Here is an 18,825-nt window from a genome sequence, read left to right on the forward strand (position 1 = left end):
TATGGATTCACTCTCCTTTTATAGCGGTCTGAAGGATGGCCGCTCTGCCATTTTTCAGAATGGGTACAATTACTGCCATATCAGTCTGTGAAGCGAATTCTAATTCTTCTGCCATCCCGTGACGGGCAAAAAGCATGCCTACCCTGGATGATGAGAGGATATCAAAAGCGCTCCCTGATGCACCCCGGTAAAAATCCAATGCAGCTTTTGCAGAATCGGTCATTTCCCATTGTTCATAATCGGTTAAGCAATCGATAAAGTGCCCTGCACCGTAAAAGTCCTCCAAACTGAGTTCTCCCGAATTTCCTGAGCATACAACGATGACTGTCTCAGCTTCTCCCTTTATGGACTCAGCAACAGCCCGATTATTTAATAGTGAACTGATATAGACTTTTGAGGCACAGGCTGATTTTCTTAAAGCTACCGTTCCATTTGTTGTTGACAGGATCAGTTTCTTGCCGTTTACCATTTCACGGAGGCGGCTTGGAATGGGATACACAAATCCATCAATCGGTTTCCCGTGAGTCTCGCCGGCAAGAACAAAAGTCTCCGGCTCCATGCCTGCAGCAGCATTCATCCCTTCCGCAACATCCAATACAGGGATGACTTCCGCAGCTCCTTCTGAAAGAGCTGAAGTAATCGTCGTGGTCGCGAGAAGAATATCCAAAACGACGGCCACTTTACTGCCTTCTCTTAATTTCTCTTCTGAAATATCCTCTTTCCTGACAATCACATGTACTTTCTTCATTTCAGTTTTTCTCGTTTGCAGCCTGTACAGCATGTCTCAGGAGCACTTTAACGAATGTATGGAATTGTGAAAAACGAGCATCGCCTGTTTGGCCTTTCTTATAGCGGTAATAGATTTGCTGGCAAATAACGGCGAGCTTGAAGTAGGCAAATGTTAAATAAAAATTCATGCTGCTGAGATCCCGGCCAGTCTTTTTAGCATATGCCTCCATAAATTCCCAGCGGGTGTAAAAGCCGTTTAGAACAGTTACTGGCGGTTTACCTAAGCCAAACTTGAGCAAATCGGGATCATCGCTCTGAATCCAATAGCTCATCGCTGCACCAAGGTCTGCCAGCGGATCACCTACCGTGGACATTTCCCAGTCAAAAAGACCGGCCATTTCTGTCAAATCCTTATTGAACATAGCATTGTTCAGTTTGTAATCATAATGGATGATGGAAGGTTCTGGACTAACTGGAATATGATTAATCAGCCACTTTTTCAGTGTATCCGCTTCAGAAACTTCATCTGTCTTGGCTCGCTCGTACCGGCCAATCCAGCCATGCACCTGCCTTTCCATAAATCCATCAGGATTGCTGATTTCAGCTAAACCTGTCCTTTTATAGTTAATGGAATGGAGTTCGGCAAGTTTATCAACCATAATTTGAGACAATCCTCTGCAAACTCCCTCGTCTTGTGCAACTCCTTCAGGAAAAGAGGTATCTAAAACAATTCCATGCCTTCTTTCCATAATGAAAAATGCTGCTCCGGCAATTTCTTTATTATCTGTGAAAAGGAGCGGCTTCGGAGCTGCCTTGAAAAAGGGATGGATCTGAGAAATCACTCTGAATTCCCTCTCCATGTCGTGAGCTTTCAGTGCAACAGGTCCAAGCGGTGGTCTGCGGAGCACAGCTTCCCATTCTCCCATTTTGAGCTGATATGTCAGGTTGGAGTGCCCTGCGGAAAACTGCAGAATCTCTAGTGGCTCATTTGGAAGGTTCCCAATCTCGCTCCGCAGGAATTTTTCCAGTGCAGCTGTATTCAATTGCTCCCCCTTTCTCATAGGAATGGTATCCTGGCTCATTTGCTGAGGCATGTGACTCCTCCCTTTTGAATGAAAATTCAGATTTTTTGATTTATGTTTCCCTTATACTTTGGTTAAGGCCTTCGCGAAGCAGATCAGGTATAACTGCACTCTCCTGTTTGCCGAAATCAAAATATACGATGATGGCGCTCCCTTTGGCAATGAGATCGCCTGTGTGGGTACAGACAATTTCATGGTTCAGCTTAAAGCTTTTCCTGCCGATTCTTGAAACCCACGTTTTTACCGTAAGGGCCTGGTTAAAATACCCCTGGCTTAAAAAATCGCATGCAGCGGATGCCAGGATAAAGCTCCATTTTTTCACATCCATGCTGTAGCCAAGCGTCTCGAAATACTTTACACGCGCTTCTTCAAGATATATAAAATAACTGGTATTATTGACATGGCCAAGTGCATCAGTCTCGCAAAATCTCACTGTTACCTGCATTTCATGCATGGCGCCACCCCTTAACTTTTAATCTTATTTGAATGATACTCGTACCACCCCTTGCCTGTCTTTCTGCCCAATTCGCCCTTTTCCACTTTTTCAGCAACACAGGCAAACGGTTTATCGGCTGGATCTCCCGTCTCACGATACCGCTGCTCCATTACATAATAGGCCACATCGAGTCCGGATAAATCCATAAGCTCGAAAGGGCCAATTGGGTGATTCAATGCTTTCCGGCAGATGATATCGATGTCTTTATAGTCTGCAATTCCCTGTTCATACAAAGCCACTGCCTCTTTTTGGAGCGAACCGAGAATGCGGTTTGCTACGAACCCGGAAATTTCCTTTTTCAAAAGGACGGCTGTCCTGTTGATTTTTTTACAGACTTCCATAGCTATTTGTGCGGTTTCTTCCGATGTCTGTTCACTCATTACTACTTCCACACAATCCATAACGAGAGGCGGGAAGAAGAAATGCATATTGACGACTTTTTCTGACCGCTCCGTTTCACCAGCTATTAAACTATTAACGATTGTTGAACTATTTGTCGCAAAAATGGCATTGGGAGGGGCATACTGCTCCAGCTTGCTGAAAACCTCTTTCTTTACATCAAGCTTTTCGGTTACTGCTTCAATAATCAAGTCGGCGTTCCTTACACTTTCTTCAAGGCTTGCAGAAAAGCGCAGCCTATTAAATGCAGAGGCTTTTGCATCTTCGGCAAGTTTCCCCCTTGAGACCCATTTAGACATAATCGTTTGAAGCTTTGCCTCAGCATCCTGCAATGCGTTTCCGTTCAAATCCTGAATAATCGTTTCAAACCCTCCCAGCGCACAAAGCATTCCGATCTGGTGGCCCATCTGCCCTGCACCGATAACGGTAATTTGCTTAACATCATTTGCATTCATCTTTTCTCCTCCTTTATACTGACCAGTTGGTATGTCAGGAGTAAGAGAGGCTGTAAGACTACCTCTCTTACTGTCTATCGCTGATAAAATCAAAATTTCGCGGATAGCTAAATCTCGATCCCTTTTAAAATCATTTCCGTAAATATCTCGGCCACTTCCTGATCAGATATTGACCCATCAGGATTGAACCACTGATAGCTCCAGTTGGTGACACCTAGGATGCCAAAGGCAATAATCGGGGAGTTGAGATTCGTACGGAACTCTCCGTTCTGTTTGCCATCTTCTATTAATTTTTCGATATTCAGCCTGAACTCATCTCTTTTCGGAATGATTTCCGATAAGCTTTCGTCACTGAGGTTACGCATTTCCCTAAAAAAGACTTTGGCGCTTGCTCCCTGTGTTTTTATATTCCTGAGCAGCATTTGAACAATCGCAAAGAGTTTGTCTTTGCAGGATTTGGAAGCATCCGCGAGGATTTCGTGCTGATTGGCCAGCATGTCATCAATGTAGCGAAGATGGATATCCATCAAAAGTTCTTCTTTGCTGGAAAAATAGTAATAGAATGTCCCTTTCGTTACACCAATGCTATCGACAATATCCTGAATCGATGTCTCGCTGAAGCCTTTCTGATCAAATAGCCGGATGCTCTTTTCAGTAATTTTTTCTTTCAATGTTAGTCCCCGCTTCTGTTAGAAAATATCGACAGAATTATAACATAAAATCAGTGGCTCCGGACCTCATCCCGTAAAGCCCGGCGAAGGATTTTTCCGACATTTGTCTTTGGAAGCTCATGGCGGAATTCTACTGCAGACGGGATTTTATAGGCAGCCAGGTTCTGCTTGCAGTATGAAATGATATCTTCTTCGGCCATCGTTTTGCCAGCTTTCAGCACGATGAAAGCTTTTACTGTTTCACCCCGGTATGCATCCGGGACACCAATGACTACGGCCTCCTGAACTGCAGGATGTTCATAGAGCACCTCCTCGATATCGCGAGGATAAATATTATATCCACTTGCAATAATCAGGTCTTTCTTACGATCGACAATATAAAGGAAGCCGTCATCATCCAATCTTGCAATATCACCTGTGTAGAGCCATCCATCCCGTAATGTGACGGCCGTCTCATCAGGCATATTCCAATATCCTTTCATGATCTGCGGGCCCTTGATGATGACCTCACCGAGTTCTCCATTGGGAACTTCTTCTGTTCCTGTGGCCAAATCGACTACTTTATAATCAGTTGAAGGAAAACCGATTCCGACACTTCCTGGCTTCCGTTCTGAAAAAGGCGGGTTGCAGTGGGTTACTGGAGAAGCTTCGGATAAGCCATAGCCTTCGAGTATTTTTGCTCCTGTTTTTCTTTCAAAATCGCGGAGCAGTTCGACAGGCATTGGCGCGCTTCCGCTATTGCAGGTTTCAATGCTGTCAATGCCATATTCCTCTGCACGAGGATGATTGGTGATTGCCACATACATGGTTGGAACACCCGGAAATACAGATGGCTGCTCATTTTTAATCGTATTAATCACTTCCTCCAATTCAAAGCGAGGCAGCAAAATAGATTCATTGGCAGTATAAATGGCAAAGTTCATACAGGCAGTCATTCCAAAAACATGGAAAAGCGGAATGACGGTTAAGAATTTTTCCCCGCCTATTTTCGTCCTTTCTTTAAAAAATTCATATGACTGAACGACATTGGCGAGTACATTGTAATGTGTCAGCATCGCTCCTTTGGATCGTCCGGTTGTACCGCCCGTATATTGAAGGACGGCTATATCATGTTCAGGCTCAATGTTTACCGGGTTGAATTGCCCTTTTCCTTCATGTAAAAAACCTTCAAACGTTTTATCAGGAGAAAAATCTGCTTCTGATTGCTGGAGGCTGACAACAATTACATTTCTTAATTTCGTTTTGCTCTGTACCCCCTTTACGCGTGGATATAAAGCATCAAAAACGACAAGGGTTTCAGCACCGGAATCATTCATGATATACTCAATCTCGCGCTCAACGAGCATCGGGTTTACTTGAGTAACGATCGCGCCTGCTGCAAGTGTGCCATAATACGCAATCACATATTGCGGGCAATTGGGAAGCATGATGGCAACACGACTGCCTTTTTGAACCCCATTTTTCTGCAGTGATGCAGCAAATCCATAGACGGCTTTTTGAAGTTCCGCATAAATCATTTTTCGGCCATAAAAAGATAAAGCTGTATTCTGCGGATACATCGCTGTAACTTCCTGCAGCATCTCAGGCATTGACTTGCTCGGAATGGTTACATCGGCTGCAATTGATTCAGGATAGCGGGCATGCCAGGTTTTCCTCTCGCTCATACTAAATTCCTCCTAAATTTGCGGTATTTACATTGCATGTGTTCCGCCATCAACGATTAATACGTCCCCTGTTACATAATTTGAAGCATGGGAAGCCAGGAACAAAGCGGCCCCTTTCAGATCGTCTTCAGATCCTAAGCGTCTGAGAGGCGTCGCCTCCAGAATTGGATTTTTCCCCTGCTCAATAATCGCAGCTGACATTTTAGTAGGAAAAAACCCTGGCGCAATCGCATTCACATTGATGCCATGCCTGCCCCATTTTACAGCCAGATCCTTTGTCATTGTAATAACAGCGCCTTTGCTTGTGTTATAGCCGATCGTATCCATCACCCTGGGATCAGTGCCGCCAAGGCCGGCAACAGAGGCAATGTTAATGATTTTTCCGGACTTTTGCTCAATCATGATCTTACCTGCAGCCTGGCTCATTAAAAACGTCCCTGTCACATTCACATTGATAACTTTATGCCAGGCTTCAAGCGGCATTTCTTCGGCAGGTGCTCCCCAGGTGGCACCGCTGTTATTGACAAGAATATCAATGCTTCCAAATTCCTTAACCGTTTCTTCGACCACTTTATGGACGTCCTCGGGTTTACTTATGTCACAGGATAGAGCTAAAGTTTTCACTCCAAGAATCGCGAGGCGATCAGCTGTTTCCTGACATGCCTCCACCTTTCTTGAACAAAGAACGATATTCGCCCCTGCCTCGGCAAAGCCTTCCGCAATCTGGGCACCAAGCCCTCGCCCTCCTCCAGTAATCAGTGCCGTTTTCCCGGTTAGGTCAAATAAATCCATCACGTTCATATGGCTCCCTGCTTTCTCCTAATGGTATTTTTTCAACTCAAGCTTAGCAATCTGTGCCCGATGGACCTCATCTGGCCCGTCTGCCAGTCTCAGTGTTCTGGCATTTGCCCACAAGGCCGCAAGCGGAACATCCTCAGAGACTCCTGCAGCGCCAAAAGCCTGAATCGCACGGTCAATTACCTTAAGAGCCATGGATGGGGCCACAACTTTGATCATAGCAATCTCCGTTTTCGCCGCTTTATTCCCGGCTGTATCCATCATATGGGCCGCTTTAAGTGTTAATAGTCTTGCCTGTTCAATTTCAATTCGGGAATCCGCAATCCATTCCTGGATGACTCCCTGATTAGAGAGCGGTTTTCCAAACGCGATGCGATTTTGTACACGCTTACATAATTCTTCAAGAGCACGCTCTGCTGCCCCTATTAGCCTCATGCAATGATGGATGCGTCCTGGACCAAGCCTTCCCTGTGCAATGGCAAACCCCTTCCCTTCACCCCAAATCATATTTTCAGCGGGAACTCTGACATTTTCGTATGTAATTTCAGCATGACCATGGGGAGCATGATCATAGCCAAACACCGGAAGCATCCTCTCTATTTTTACTCCTGGCGTATCCAAAGGAACAAGAATCATAGATTGCTGTTCATAACGGCTGGCTGCTGGATCGGTTTTACCCATGACGATCGCTATTCTGCATCTCGGATCTCCCGCACCTGAGGACCACCACTTCCGTCCATTAATGACAAACTCCGTACCTTGCCTTTCAATCCGGGCTTCAATATTTGCAGCATCAGAAGAGGCAACATCCGGCTCTGTCATTGAAAAACAAGATCGTATTTCCCCTTCTAATAGAGGCTGCAGCCAATCACTCTTTTGCTGATCGGTGCCATATCTTGCGAGCACTTCCATGTTGCCGGTATCAGGTGCATTGCAATTGAAAATCTCCGGTGCAATCATCGATCGTCCCATAATTTCGCAAAGTGGAGCATATTCCACGTTCGTGAGTCCTGCGCCATAGTCGCTTTCCGGTAAAAATAAGTTCCATAACCCAGCGTCTTTCGCCTTGAGTTTCAGCTCTTCCATAATAGGCGGAATAGCACTCCAGCGGCTGTCCTGTTCATTCAATTGCTGTTCATACAATGTTTCGTTCAGATAAACGTTTTCTTCCATAAACACATTCAATTTCCTAATGAGATCCTGTACTTTTGATGAGTAGGAAAAATCCAAATTCCATCCCTCCTTTACTAACTGACCGGTCGGTATGTTACAAGTTTAGTATAAACAATATCAGAAAAAATTCAACTTATTTTCAGAAAATTTATAAATTTTAAGTTTTTCACTCCTGTTTTTCTTAGGAAAGAAAGCCAAATTTTTTCTAGTTACAAACAATTCTACTTTAGTTCCTCGAATTATATTAGAACTAAAACCCTACGTTTACTTCTTTTTAAGTAATTCAACCACTAACCACCTCAATCTATACTATTCAAAATTAAGACTTAAAACATTTTTCATCTATTATTGATTTGAAATAAATAGAGTAGGAACTTAGCCGATGCAAAAACTAGTAAAAAACGCTGTACTCCTGTCTGCTGCTTTATTGGCTGTTCCCCCCGTTCAGGGAGAAACTCCCTATTACGGGAAATCCTACACCCAGCCTGAACAAGTAAGACACCTATTTCCTGAAATCGAAGTGAAAGACAAGACTCCTGCCTTGTTAAGGGACGGTGATGGATTTAATTCTCAAGAAGAAATGATGTCTTACATACAACACTCGAAGCTAAAAGTGCTTACCTGTCTGTTAAAACAATCGGAACATATAAGAAGGCAGTGAAATACCGGCATTATTTTTCACAAAGAATAAGCAAATAAGATCGTGCTATTTATCAAAAGCCTTTGTTAAAGAATAATGTTGTTATTTGTTTTTATCGAACGTTTATTCTATAATGAGTGGGCAAAAATTACCGAGAGCGAGTGAGTTTTGATGATGTAGCGACTAAATATCTAGACCATTATTTGAGCTGTTTCCAATTCTTATACGCCATCAAACATATAAAAGATAACTTTACGATAACCAAAATAGTTTTAGACAGTTGTTCTTTCTCAGTTAACATTACTTATGATAAACTAGGTTATCGGAATTTTCCGAATAATAGGAGGTTTATTGTTCCGCTAAAGGGCAGGTTAATTCAATAATCGGAAGAAAAAGGTATATAGAAAGGGAACTATTTGATATACCTGATTAAATAAAGGAGTGAAGGCTATGAGTAAATCATTTATTGAACAAGTACATTATATTAGAATTCCTGTAAAAGATTTAGAAATGTCTGCACAATGGTATAGAGATGTATTAGGGCTCCAGTTACTAAACAATACTGAGGAACTAGCAATTTTAAAAGTAAATGAAGGACCTTTCTTACTAATCTTAGTTCCTACAGAAGATGAAACGTTTGCACATTTTACAATTGATAATGAACAAGAATTTAGCATTGGCTTTACAAGTCCAGAATTATCTAAATTTCATCAACACTTAATTGATAATCAAGTTAAGGTCGAGGATATAAAAGAAGATAATGGTCATGCCTTTTTCCACTTTTATGACCCAAATGGCAATAAACTTCAAGTACACTGGTAAGATTATAATAAATAAATTACCTTATTTCATTAACGGGTGCTTTAAAGGAATAAGAACGGGAACGTACCAATCAGTCGTTCCCATTTTTTTTGCCTGAAAAACAACAATACTATTTAACAAAGCCTATTAAAAAAGGCTTAATGCCAAATGACAATGACTATAATTAATTGAAATGCGTTCCGATAAATTCCGTATATAAAATATCGAGTGAATTATGATTTTTATCGTTATTATGTATTTGTGAAGGGGGGAAATGAATGTTACAGGAATTCAATCATTTAATGGATTATATTGAAACACATTTGACGGAAGAAATCTCTGGAAAGGAGATATCAAAAATTGTAGGATTATCTGATTATCATTTCAAAAGAATGTTTTCGTATATGGCTGGAATGTCATTAAATGAGTACATCAAAAATAGGAGATTATCAGTTGCAAATGTTGAACTGATTAACGGTGCAAAAGTGACCGATATTGCCTACAAATATGGTTATCAATCCATCGAAGGATTTTCAAGAGCCTTTCGTGAATGGAGTGGATTTTTGCCTTCAGAAGTGATTAAAAACAAAATTCAAAAATCATTTCCCAAATATTCATTCTTTATTGATATAAGAGGAGGAATTTCAATGGAATTTAAGATTGAAAAGAAAGAGATGTTTAATATAGTTGGTGTATCGAAAAGGGTGCCAATTCAATTTGAAGGTGAAAATAATGCCATCATAGAACTGGCCAAGACAATTACAGAACAGCAAAGAAATCAAATGCATCAATTAGCGGATTTATATCCTCATCAAGTGTTAAATGTATCGTATGATTTTGATGAAAGTTTCTTAGAAGAAAAAGGGTATTTAACACACATGATAGGTTTTGCAACTACAAAAGAAAATCCATTCGATAATTTAGAGCAAATTACTATTGAAGAAAGTTTATGGGCCATTTTCCCTAACCAAGGACCATTTCCTTCTACACTTCAAGAAACTACCGCAAAAATTTATTCTGAATGGCTGCCTTCATCAGATTATGAACTGGTAGAACTACCTGGTATTTCTTTTACAAAGTACAACGGTACACCGGAAAATGTGTATAGTGAGATTTGGATGGCAGTAAAGAAAAAAGTTAACGATTAAAATGGATGATTATTTTATTTAATGAAGTGTTTTTTCGAATATTACACATTAAAATTAAAAAAAGGATGGGGTTTCCTTTAATTTTGACCCCACCTTTTTTTATACAAATGTTAATTACCCTGTGTTTTCGGATTTTCTCCACATTATCTGAACTACTAAGTACAATTTGTCAGCCTTTTTCTATATTATTGCTTTAGGGTCTCAGTTGCTGCTTTATATTCTTCATACCAATTTTCCCATTCTTCTTTCCGGCTGCCTCCTTTTACTCCATCAAGCAGACGTCCAATTACATTAAGACATACATGCCAGCCTGCAAGATCCCGTGGTGTATGATCTGTTATTTCACTGATTTTTTCAATCAAAATCAACTCTGTCCCGCCCTTTAATTCATTCAGTTCAAAGCGGACAATATCATCGCCCCATGTGTATTCAAGGATCGCTGGCTTTTCAAACCCGAGGATTTCCATTTCCTCAAAGCTGCCATCACCCATATCAAATTTGAATTTTCCACCATTCTTTAAATCCTCAGCCTGCAGCTCAGGAAACCATTTTTTCAGCTGATTATTGTCAGTAAGCATCGCCCAGATATCTTCCCTGGGATGTTTCAGCTTTCTTTCAAAGACAGCAGTATAGCCATTTGGTTCTTTTTTTAATAAAGCTTTCATATTCTCGTCTCCTTTTTGCATATTTGTCCTCAAAATACAGCATAAATTTAACCTTTAACCAATTGGCGTCCTTTTTCCTTTATTAACCCTGCACCCATCAGTCCAATCAAAGAAAAGATGACCGGAATAATAAATCCATACTGGTATCCTGCTTCAAATGTATCCAAAACTTTTCCGAAAATAAATGGCAGCAAAACTGCACTCAGAAAGCCGCCGGTGTTGGCAAAACCTGAAACGACACCCACATCCCTTATGTCAAATGATTTTCTGACAATCGCAAATGTCAGCGTACTAGCCCCATTCCCATAACCCATGACCAGAAAAAGTGCAATCAGGAGCGGATATGGAGGTTTGCCTTGGAATACGAGAAAAACTGCCCAACCGAGAACGACGATTATGTGGGCAAAAAGATAAGGGCGTTTGATGCTGCCCATCCGTCCTGATATGAAGCTCATTAACGGAGCACCAATAATTGCCCCAATCAGTCCTATCATGACTAGCTGGCTGGATTCGGAACGGGTCAAATCATACATTTCCATTCCATATGGCACTGCCCATGAACCGATGAAGCCAACATAAGTGCCAACCACGCCAAAGTGACACAAAAATGTAGCCCATGCCTGACGGTCAGAAAAAATTCTCTTTAAGATGTTTGCTGTTTTCTCTGCTGGCTCCTTCTTACCTTTTGTTTTCTTAGGTTCTATGCCCATCCGGGAAGGCTGCATAATTAAAATGAAATACAGCAATAAGGCGAGGATGGTCAAAATAATGCCCACTGCCAAAAAAGGAATGCGCCAGCCCCATATGGAAATCCAAATGGAAAATGGCACAGTCGCGAGCAAAAATCCAAAGCTCCCGGACATGCCCGCAAAACCAAGCAATTTTACAAATTCATTTACCTTAAACCATCTCCCTAAAATGATGACAACATTTATCCAGATCGTCGCATCACCTATTCCGACTAGCATTCTTGCCGCGAAAAGGATGTATTCATTCGCAGCAAAACTGAATAATAAAGTGCCGATTCCGTTTAAAAGAGTCCCGGCGATTAAAAATACATTAGGGCCAAAACGGTCGGATAATATTCCAATGGGAACCTGCAGGCTGGCATAGGCGAAAAATTGGATGCTCGTCAGGAGCCCAATGGCCGCAGCTGTCACCCCGAATTCCTTCATTAATTGATCAGTAATTAAACCAGGTGCTGTTCTTTGGCTCACGATTAAAAAGTATGTAAATAAAACCGCGCCAAAGACAAGCCACCTGTATTTGCTGTTATGTTTCTCCACTGCCCTCTGCTCCTATTTTCTAAAGAATACCCTCCATTATACGCTAAAAAAAGGCAACTGTCCTCCACTGCGTTAAAGCAGTGGAATGACAGGTGCCTTTGGCCTCGTTATTCTTTTTCAAAATTCTTCGTGCTTCTTACTGTATCGATTGGACGGACATAGCTTTCGATTTGGTCCCTTTTCGGCTCCAGGAATGGCGGCAGGGAAAGTTTTTCCCCAAGTGTTTCATATGGCTCGTCACCCATAAATCCAGGGCCATCGGTCGCGAATTCAAATAAAATCTGCGGTGCAACCCGGGAATATAAAGAACCGAAGAAGAAGCGATCTACAAATCCAGAAGTCTGGAAGCCAAAGCCTCTCAAATGCTGATCCCATTCCTCGAGAACAGACTTATCTTCCACACGGAATGCTGCGTGATGGACTGTTCCATACCCCTGGCGTGCCTGAGGAAGAGACGGGTTATATTCCACTACCACCTGTGCCCCATTTCCCCCTTCACCCACTTCGAATAAATGGAAATCTCCTTCTTGAGCAATTTCCTTAAAATGAAGCACCTTTTCCATCATTTCTTTAAAATAATCAAATTGAGCTACCCTTACAAAAAGCGGCCCCAGACCAGTGATCGCATATTCGAGCGGAATAGGTCCATTCTGCCAAGGTGTGCCTGAGGGTACTCCTTTATTGTCTTCATCAGAGATCAATTGGTATTTTTGGTCATCAAAATCCGTGAATGACAGGGTGTTTTTGCCGAACTGCTCTTTGATCCCGGAATGTGGAACCTCTAAGCGGTCAAACCGCTTTACCCAATATTCGAGTGCTTCATCTGTCGGAACCCGGAATGAAGTTTTCGATATTTCATCCGTTCCGTGAGATCCCTGTGGAATACCAGGAAAATCAAAAAATGTCATATCCGTTCCAGGACTTCCTGCATCATCGGCAAAAAATAAGTGATACGTCTGGATGTCATCTTGATTTACTGTCTTCTTTACTAAACGCATCCCTAATGTATAAGTGAAAAACTCATAATTTTTTTCCGCACTGCTTGTAATAGCTGTAACATGGTGAATACCTTTTAAATGATTCAAGTGGACTTCCTCCCCGTTGTTATTTATCTTAAAATAAAATATCTTTAATTCGAGATAATTTTACTTTATCATGGCTTACTAATGGTGTCAATAATCGGTGGCTTTAGAAAAAGGATTTAATGATGTCTTCCTCATGATGGCATTCCTTGCAGATGTATTCAATTTCAAGTGCATCTTCCCTGGCGATGTGTACAGTTTCTTTTCCGCAGACTTCGCAATATCTTTTTTCCGTAATCTCTTTCATATATTACATCTCCTGTTAATGTGTCGTTTATCTTGGTTTAACCAGAAATTTGATTTCTAAACGCAAAAAACCAGCTCCCCTTGGGAACTGGTTTAATTTACGTATGTACAGCCGCCATTGCCGTAAATAAGGATAAGAAAGTTTTAAACCACCACTCCTCAAAGTGGGTGTTCGCAGAAACATTCCTGCCTGTCCTCCTTGTCATATAGACGAAGGCCTGTCATTCCCGTTTCAATGTAAAACTCCCTGTTACAGCTTAAAGGTTAAAACTTTATTATGATTACGAACAATGCAGCTTGTATTTATATATTAACGGATGCTGGCGGATTTTTCAATAGGCATGCTCAGCCTTTTTATTGTACGAAAAAAACAACATTTAAAAAGGGGTTGAGCAATTAGTGTTGAATATATTTTACACTAATGAACCAGCCGGAGGAATTTAAATGAAAAAAAGCCCTATTATTTTATCTATTATTATCTTCTTGCTTTTAATTGGATGTTCAAAGGATGCCTCAAATGAATTGGACCTGGACCAGCTGACTAGAGTTGATATCTCACAAGAAAAAAGTGAAAAATAATTCATTATAACTGAAAAAGAAAAGATTAAATCCTTAAGAGAAATATTCTCAAGCATTGAATGGGAGGCAGACATAAAGCCCCAAATGGCTGAAAAAGAAGATGTGATAGCCACTTTATTCTTTACTTATGATAAAAATATGCCAGAGAGATTGACTGAGTACTCAATATGGTTCAGCAAGAAAGATGGATCTGCAGCGATTTTTCACAGAGAAAAAAATTCATTAGGAACCTTAGACAAAGAAAATACCCAAACCCTGAATGAACTAATAACTAATAACTAATAATTAATAACTAAAAAGCAGATATGACATGAAACTTCACTGTTATGGTTTTGTTCTTCTTTGGGTATCATGGATTCCTTACGGCGGACGTTTGCTCCTTGCTACTCCATTTTTGGGCTTCATAACACCTCTATGACGACCATTTTCTTCTCGCCTCTGTTTTTGGGCTCCATCAACCCTCTATAGCGACCATTTTCTTCGCTCTCTCTTATTATTTGGCTTCATGATTCCTCTATGGCGAGCGTTTTCTCCGCTCTCTCTGAATTTTGGGCTTCATGATTCCTCTATGGCGAGCGTTTTCTCCGCTCTCTCTGAATTTTGGGCTTCATGACGCCTTTATGGCGACCGTTTTCTTCCCGCCTCTCCATTTTTGGGCTTCATCCCCCCTCTATAGCGACCATTTTCTCCTCCGCTCTCCATTTTTGGGCTCCAAGACTCCTTATGGCGATCATTTTCTATTCATCTCTCCATTTCTGGACTTTTATAAACCACCTATGGCGACAGTCTTCATCTTTTGACCCATAGCGCCCACTTTCTATTTTCAACCCCTGCCAATTCCGGCCATTTTGTAATACATTTCCCACTTTTAACAAATACTTTTTAAATAGGATGAATGAATAGGTGGTGGTGCTGTATGAACGGAGGAAAATTCACTTTTTACCTGGATGAAAAGGAAATTGAAGCAAAACCGGGACAGTCGATTTTTGAGGCAGCGCGGGATCATAATTATTTTCTCCCGGGGATTTGTTCTTCCCAGCCGGATTTAGGAGTTGGCGTCATTCAGACTTGCGATACATGCTACGTAGAAATTGATGGAGAGCTAAAACGGTCTTGTGGGACGAAGGCTGAGCCGAATCTGAGGGTAAGTTCTGTTTCGGAGCTGGCTAAGGAAGCCCAGCTTGAGGGTATGTCCCGCATCTTGAAAAATCATGAGCTATATTGCACGGTTTGCGATAACAATAATGGAAATTGTGTAGTGCATAATACAGCGGAGCATTTTAAGATTGAGCATCAGAAGTATGAATTTAAGCCAAAGCCCTACCCTCAGGATGCTTCGAATCCCTTTTACCGGTATGAGCCGGATCAGTGCATTCTATGCGGGCTTTGTGTGGAGGCATGCCAGGATGTGCAGGTGAGCGAGGTTCTGAGCATCGCCTGGGACCGGGAGCAGCCGCGCGTGATTTGGGATCAGGATGTGCCCATAAATGAATCCTCCTGCGTATCCTGCGGGCATTGTGTGACAGTTTGCCCCTGCAATGCATTAATGGAGAAATCAATGCTCGGCAAAGCCGGCTATCTCACGAATATTCCAAAGCCTCTTCTTGAGCCGATGATTGATTTAACGAAAGAAGTTGAGCCTGGCTATAAAGAGATTTTTGCAATTTCCAATGTAGAGGCAGCGATGCGGGAATCCCGTATTAAGCGGACAAAGACAGTCTGTACTTATTGCGGGGTCGGCTGCAGCTTCGAGGTTTGGACGAAAGACCGGGAAATTCTCAAAATTCAGCCGTCCCCTGAAGCTCCTGTTAATGGAATTTCGACTTGTGTGAAAGGAAAGTTCGGCTGGAGCTTTGTGAACAGCAAAGAACGCCTCACCAAGCCTCTAATCAGAAAAGGCGAAAAATTCTTTGAAGCCACATGGGATGAGGCCCTCTCTCTGATTGCGGAAAAATTCACTGACATCAAAGAAGAAAATGGACCGGATGCCCTCGGTTTTATCGCATCTTCCAAATGTTCCAACGAGGAAAATTATCTGTTTCAAAAGCTTGCCAGGGCCATTTTTAAAACGAACAATATTGATAACTGTTCTAGATACTGTCAGACACCCGCTTCCATGGGTCTTATCCGTACAGTCGGCATTGGCGGTGACTCCGGAACGATGAAGGATATTGCAAGCTCGGATTTAATCATTGTTGTCGGTGCGAACCCGGCAGAATCACACCCTGTTCTGGCAACACGGATTAAACGGGCGCATAAATTGGCGGACCAAAAGCTGATTGTAGCCGACCTCCGGAAAAATGATTTGGCAGAGCGGGCTGATTTGCATATTCATCCAAAACCGGGAACCGATCTTGTCTGGCTCTCTGCTGTCACTAAATACTTTATCGACCAGGGGTGGGAAGACCGCGAATTCCTTAACACCCGTGTCAACCATGCGGATGAATACATTCAATCCCTTGAAAAATTCACGCTTGATTATGCAGAGGAAGTAACCGGTATTTCAAAGAAAACATTAATCAGGATTGCTGAAATGATTCATGATGCAAACGGTACCTGCATTTTATGGGCAATGGGTGTTACGCAGCACTTAGGCGGCACAGATACAAGCACCGCGATCAGTAACCTTCTTTTAGTTACAGGCAATTTTGGCAAACCAGGCGCAGGAGCTTACCCGCTTCGCGGCCACAATAATGTCCAAGGAGCGAGTGATTTTGGCACAATGCCTACCTGGCTTCCGGGATATCAGCCAATAGAAAATGATGAAATCCGCAACCGCTTTGAACAAGCCTGGGGCACTGAACTCCCTAAAAACCCTGGTCTCAACAATCATCAGATTGTAGAAGCCATCCAGGCTGGCAAAGTAAAAGCTATGTATCTCTTTGGGGAAGAAATGGGCCTTGTGGATTCGAATATCAATTATGTACACGAAGCGTTTGAAAAACTGGATTTCTTTGTCGTGCAGGATATTTTCTTTTCGAAGACGGCCCAATTTGCGGATGTGATTCTGCCGGCAGCGCCAAGCCTTGAAAAAGATGGAACCTTCACGAATACAGAGCGGCGGATCCAAAAATTTAATAAAGTTTTCGAACCGCTAGGGGACAGCAAACCTGATTGGTTCATTTTTCAGGAACTTGCGAATAAGCTCGGAGCAGACTGGACTTATAAAGATCCAAGTGAAATCATGGATGAAGCCGCTAAGCTTTCGCCTGTATTTGCCGGTGTCAGCTACAAGCGCCTTGAAAACTGGGAAAGCCTTGTTTGGCCTGTTGCTCCAGATGGAACGGATACACCATTGCTTTATAAGGAAAAGTTCCATTTTCCGGATGGAAAAGCCCGCTTAATCACAGTGGATTGGACTCCTCCTTTTGAAGCCGGAGAGGAGTACGACCTTCACTTGAATAATGGAAGAATTCTGGAGCATTTCCATGAAGGCAATATGACCTATCAATCCGAAGGCATTTCCTATAAGGTGCCGGAGCTATGGCTGGAAGTTTCTCCTGAGCTGGCAGACGAACGGAATATCAAATCAGGCAGTCTAGTACGCCTCACCTCCCCTTACGGCCATGTCAAAGTTAAAGTTTGGGTGACAGATCAGGTAAAGGGTAAAGAACTGTATTTGCCAATGCATACAACTGAAGGAATGGGAGCAGTCAACAAGCTGACCAGCAGCTATCATGACAAAATTACACATACGCCCAACTACAAGGAAATGCAGGTGAAAATGGAAGTGCTGGAACGGGACGGCGACCCACCGCTTCCTCATCACAATTTCAGGTTTGGGAACCCTCAGCCGCATATTGGGGTAGAAACAGAAAAAAAATGGAGCCGGGAAGATTTTATCTCCATTCCGGAATTGCTGAAAAAGGAGGGTATCTACGATGGCGAAAGCGATCAAGCAAATTGAGCTGGTTCAGCCTTCAGCCCAGGAAGAACAAGCTCAGGATATAGCTGGTCTTTTAACGCAGCTTAGCCAGAATCGGGAGGCCATCACAAAGGCCATTGATATCATGGGACAGCTGCAAAAATCTGGAATACTTGATATTATTCAAGGATTACTGCATTCGAAAGAAAAAGTAGCTTCCATTGCGATTGACCAGGTAAACCAGCCGAACATGCACAATATCATCCGCAACGGTTTTAATACCGTCGATTTTCTTGGCTCCCTCGATCCCCAGCAGATGAATATCATGATGAGTGCTGTTACTAAAGGACTTGGTGAATCTGCAGAAGTGATGAAAAGGAATGAAAAAACCGGAGTGCTCGGGCTTATGAAAGCCTTGCGCGATCCTGATATTAATCTGGCCATCAATTCTATGCTTGGATTTCTTAAAGGAATGGGCAGGGAAATGGGAAAAGAGCACAGTCATTATAAAACAGGAGAGTGATTTTGAATGATTACTCGGACAGTATCCATCGAAAACATGGATCAGGCAGATGAAGAAAAACTAAGCAAAGCTCTGAATGATGTCTGGGGTGTCCGGAAGATTAAGCTGAATTCCAGGAATGGTGAAGCAGTCATTTCATTTGATGAAGATGCTGCTTCCTTCATGGATTTTGAACAGGCAATCAAAGACTGCGGATATAACATTCTGTCAAACGATGAATAAGGGGGTGTTTCTTTGGCAAATGTCTGTGAAATCTGCGGGCACAGGGAGGAAACGGAGGAAGATAAATACAGCTTTGATATGCTGATCATTTGCCCGGATTGCTCCAATGACCGTGTTCATCCATTTTCATTTGATAATGAATAAAGACTCCTGCCAGCTAATCCGGCAGGAGTTTTTCTCTGGCATTTTGAACTTCGAGAACAATCCAGCGCAAGCAGCCTGCCCACTCGAGATCAAAAATCAATCCTCTCAAAAAGGCACCGCGCGGCTCGTCTTGTGCTGGTCGGGGGATGGGCAAGGC

General features: G+C 42.3%; 21 protein-coding genes and 1 other RNA gene. 9 read left to right on the forward strand and 13 right to left on the reverse strand.

The genetic code is table 11. The features are described 5' to 3' along the window. Positions 1-7 precede the first annotated feature (7 nt). The 8 genes from ACR42H_RS13615 to ACR42H_RS13650 form a co-directional block, all read right to left on the reverse strand. Positions 8-748, reverse strand: coding sequence for a 2-phosphosulfolactate phosphatase (locus ACR42H_RS13615; RefSeq protein WP_436376760.1), 741 nt, complete (start codon positions 746-748; stop codon positions 8-10). 1 nt (position 749) lies between these two features. Beyond that, positions 750-1,823 (reverse strand): phosphotransferase family protein, encoded by a 1,074-nt coding sequence (locus ACR42H_RS13620; RefSeq protein WP_436376761.1) that lies wholly within the window; start codon positions 1,821-1,823, stop codon positions 750-752. A 40-nt stretch (positions 1,824-1,863) separates the two neighbouring features. Continuing rightward, complete coding sequence (locus ACR42H_RS13625; protein ID WP_436376762.1) at positions 1,864-2,265, reverse strand: acyl-CoA thioesterase; 402 nt, start codon at positions 2,263-2,265, stop codon at positions 1,864-1,866. Positions 2,266-2,276: 11 nt separating this feature from the next. Continuing rightward, entirely contained in the window at positions 2,277-3,161 is an 885-nt protein-coding gene (locus ACR42H_RS13630) for a 3-hydroxyacyl-CoA dehydrogenase family protein (RefSeq protein ID WP_436376764.1), read from the reverse strand. 107 nt (positions 3,162-3,268) lie between these two features. Further along, positions 3,269-3,832 carry a TetR/AcrR family transcriptional regulator gene (locus ACR42H_RS13635; protein ID WP_436376766.1) on the reverse strand — a complete coding sequence of 188 codons (564 nt, stop codon included), beginning with the start codon at positions 3,830-3,832 and terminating at the stop codon, positions 3,269-3,271. Positions 3,833-3,882: 50 nt separating this feature from the next. Next, complete coding sequence (locus tag ACR42H_RS13640; protein WP_436376767.1) at positions 3,883-5,496, reverse strand: long-chain-fatty-acid--CoA ligase; 1,614 nt, start codon at positions 5,494-5,496, stop codon at positions 3,883-3,885. A 27-nt stretch (positions 5,497-5,523) separates the two neighbouring features. Then, on the reverse strand, positions 5,524-6,297 hold the full coding sequence (locus ACR42H_RS13645) for an SDR family oxidoreductase (protein WP_113881100.1): 774 nt from the start codon (positions 6,295-6,297) through the stop codon (positions 5,524-5,526). An 18-nt stretch (positions 6,298-6,315) separates the two neighbouring features. Further along, entirely contained in the window at positions 6,316-7,524 is a 1,209-nt protein-coding gene (locus ACR42H_RS13650; RefSeq protein WP_436376769.1) for an acyl-CoA dehydrogenase family protein, read from the reverse strand. Between the two features lie 325 nt (positions 7,525-7,849). On the opposite strand from ACR42H_RS13650, the gene ACR42H_RS13655 reads away from it, so the two are divergent. The 3 genes from ACR42H_RS13655 to ACR42H_RS13665 all read left to right on the forward strand — a co-directional run bounded on the left by ACR42H_RS13655 (position 7,850) and on the right by ACR42H_RS13665 (position 10,056). After that, positions 7,850-8,128, forward strand: coding sequence for a hypothetical protein (locus tag ACR42H_RS13655; RefSeq protein WP_436376770.1), 279 nt, complete (start codon positions 7,850-7,852; stop codon positions 8,126-8,128). Positions 8,129-8,557: 429 nt separating this feature from the next. Next, positions 8,558-8,929: a VOC family protein gene (locus ACR42H_RS13660; protein ID WP_436376771.1), complete on the forward strand. Its 372-nt coding sequence runs from the start codon at positions 8,558-8,560 to the stop codon at positions 8,927-8,929. Positions 8,930-9,186: 257 nt separating this feature from the next. Beyond that, positions 9,187-10,056 carry an AraC family transcriptional regulator gene (locus tag ACR42H_RS13665; protein ID WP_436376773.1) on the forward strand — a complete coding sequence of 290 codons (870 nt, stop codon included), beginning with the start codon at positions 9,187-9,189 and terminating at the stop codon, positions 10,054-10,056. A gap of 185 nt (positions 10,057-10,241) precedes the next feature. Here ACR42H_RS13665 and ACR42H_RS13670 read toward each other — a convergent pair whose 3' ends face one another. The 5 genes from ACR42H_RS13670 to ssrS all read right to left on the reverse strand — a co-directional run bounded on the left by ACR42H_RS13670 (position 10,242) and on the right by ssrS (position 13,637). Further along, positions 10,242-10,721 carry an SRPBCC family protein gene (locus ACR42H_RS13670; protein WP_436376775.1) on the reverse strand — a complete coding sequence of 160 codons (480 nt, stop codon included), beginning with the start codon at positions 10,719-10,721 and terminating at the stop codon, positions 10,242-10,244. A gap of 47 nt (positions 10,722-10,768) precedes the next feature. Then, a complete protein-coding gene (locus ACR42H_RS13675) occupies positions 10,769-12,007 on the reverse strand; it encodes an MFS transporter (protein ID WP_436376776.1) in 1,239 nt (412 codons plus the stop codon). A 107-nt stretch (positions 12,008-12,114) separates the two neighbouring features. Next, a complete protein-coding gene (locus ACR42H_RS13680; protein WP_113881106.1) occupies positions 12,115-13,092 on the reverse strand; it encodes a ring-cleaving dioxygenase in 978 nt (325 codons plus the stop codon). Positions 13,093-13,195: 103 nt separating this feature from the next. Beyond that, positions 13,196-13,336 (reverse strand): hypothetical protein, encoded by a 141-nt coding sequence (locus ACR42H_RS13685; protein ID WP_166672422.1) that lies wholly within the window; start codon positions 13,334-13,336, stop codon positions 13,196-13,198. Between the two features lie 104 nt (positions 13,337-13,440). Next, positions 13,441-13,637, reverse strand: a non-coding RNA gene (ssrS, locus tag ACR42H_RS13690) — 6S RNA. A gap of 142 nt (positions 13,638-13,779) precedes the next feature. On the opposite strand from ssrS, the gene ACR42H_RS13695 reads away from it, so the two are divergent. From ACR42H_RS13695 to ACR42H_RS13720, 6 genes are all read left to right on the forward strand, one after another. Next, on the forward strand, positions 13,780-13,914 hold the full coding sequence (locus ACR42H_RS13695) for a hypothetical protein (RefSeq protein WP_436376779.1): 135 nt from the start codon (positions 13,780-13,782) through the stop codon (positions 13,912-13,914). 84 nt (positions 13,915-13,998) lie between these two features. Continuing rightward, a complete protein-coding gene (locus ACR42H_RS13700) occupies positions 13,999-14,196 on the forward strand; it encodes a hypothetical protein (RefSeq protein WP_436376780.1) in 198 nt (65 codons plus the stop codon). A 634-nt stretch (positions 14,197-14,830) separates the two neighbouring features. After that, positions 14,831-17,821: a formate dehydrogenase subunit alpha gene (fdhF, locus tag ACR42H_RS13705; protein ID WP_436376782.1), complete on the forward strand. Its 2,991-nt coding sequence runs from the start codon at positions 14,831-14,833 to the stop codon at positions 17,819-17,821. Further along, complete coding sequence (locus ACR42H_RS13710) at positions 17,796-18,302, forward strand: DUF1641 domain-containing protein (protein WP_436376784.1); 507 nt, start codon at positions 17,796-17,798, stop codon at positions 18,300-18,302. Before fdhF ends, ACR42H_RS13710 begins: the two co-directional genes overlap by 26 nt. A 6-nt stretch (positions 18,303-18,308) precedes the next feature. Continuing rightward, on the forward strand, positions 18,309-18,524 hold the full coding sequence (locus ACR42H_RS13715) for a heavy-metal-associated domain-containing protein (RefSeq protein WP_113881110.1): 216 nt from the start codon (positions 18,309-18,311) through the stop codon (positions 18,522-18,524). 12 nt (positions 18,525-18,536) lie between these two features. After that, positions 18,537-18,668, forward strand: coding sequence for a hypothetical protein (locus ACR42H_RS13720; protein ID WP_436376786.1), 132 nt, complete (start codon positions 18,537-18,539; stop codon positions 18,666-18,668). The last annotated feature ends 157 nt before the right edge of the window (positions 18,669-18,825 follow it).

Origin of the sequence: Cytobacillus sp. BC1816 (genome assembly GCF_051353635.1) — a bacterium.
GTDB lineage: Bacteria > Bacillota > Bacilli > Bacillales > Cytobacillaceae > Cytobacillus > Cytobacillus oceanisediminis_C.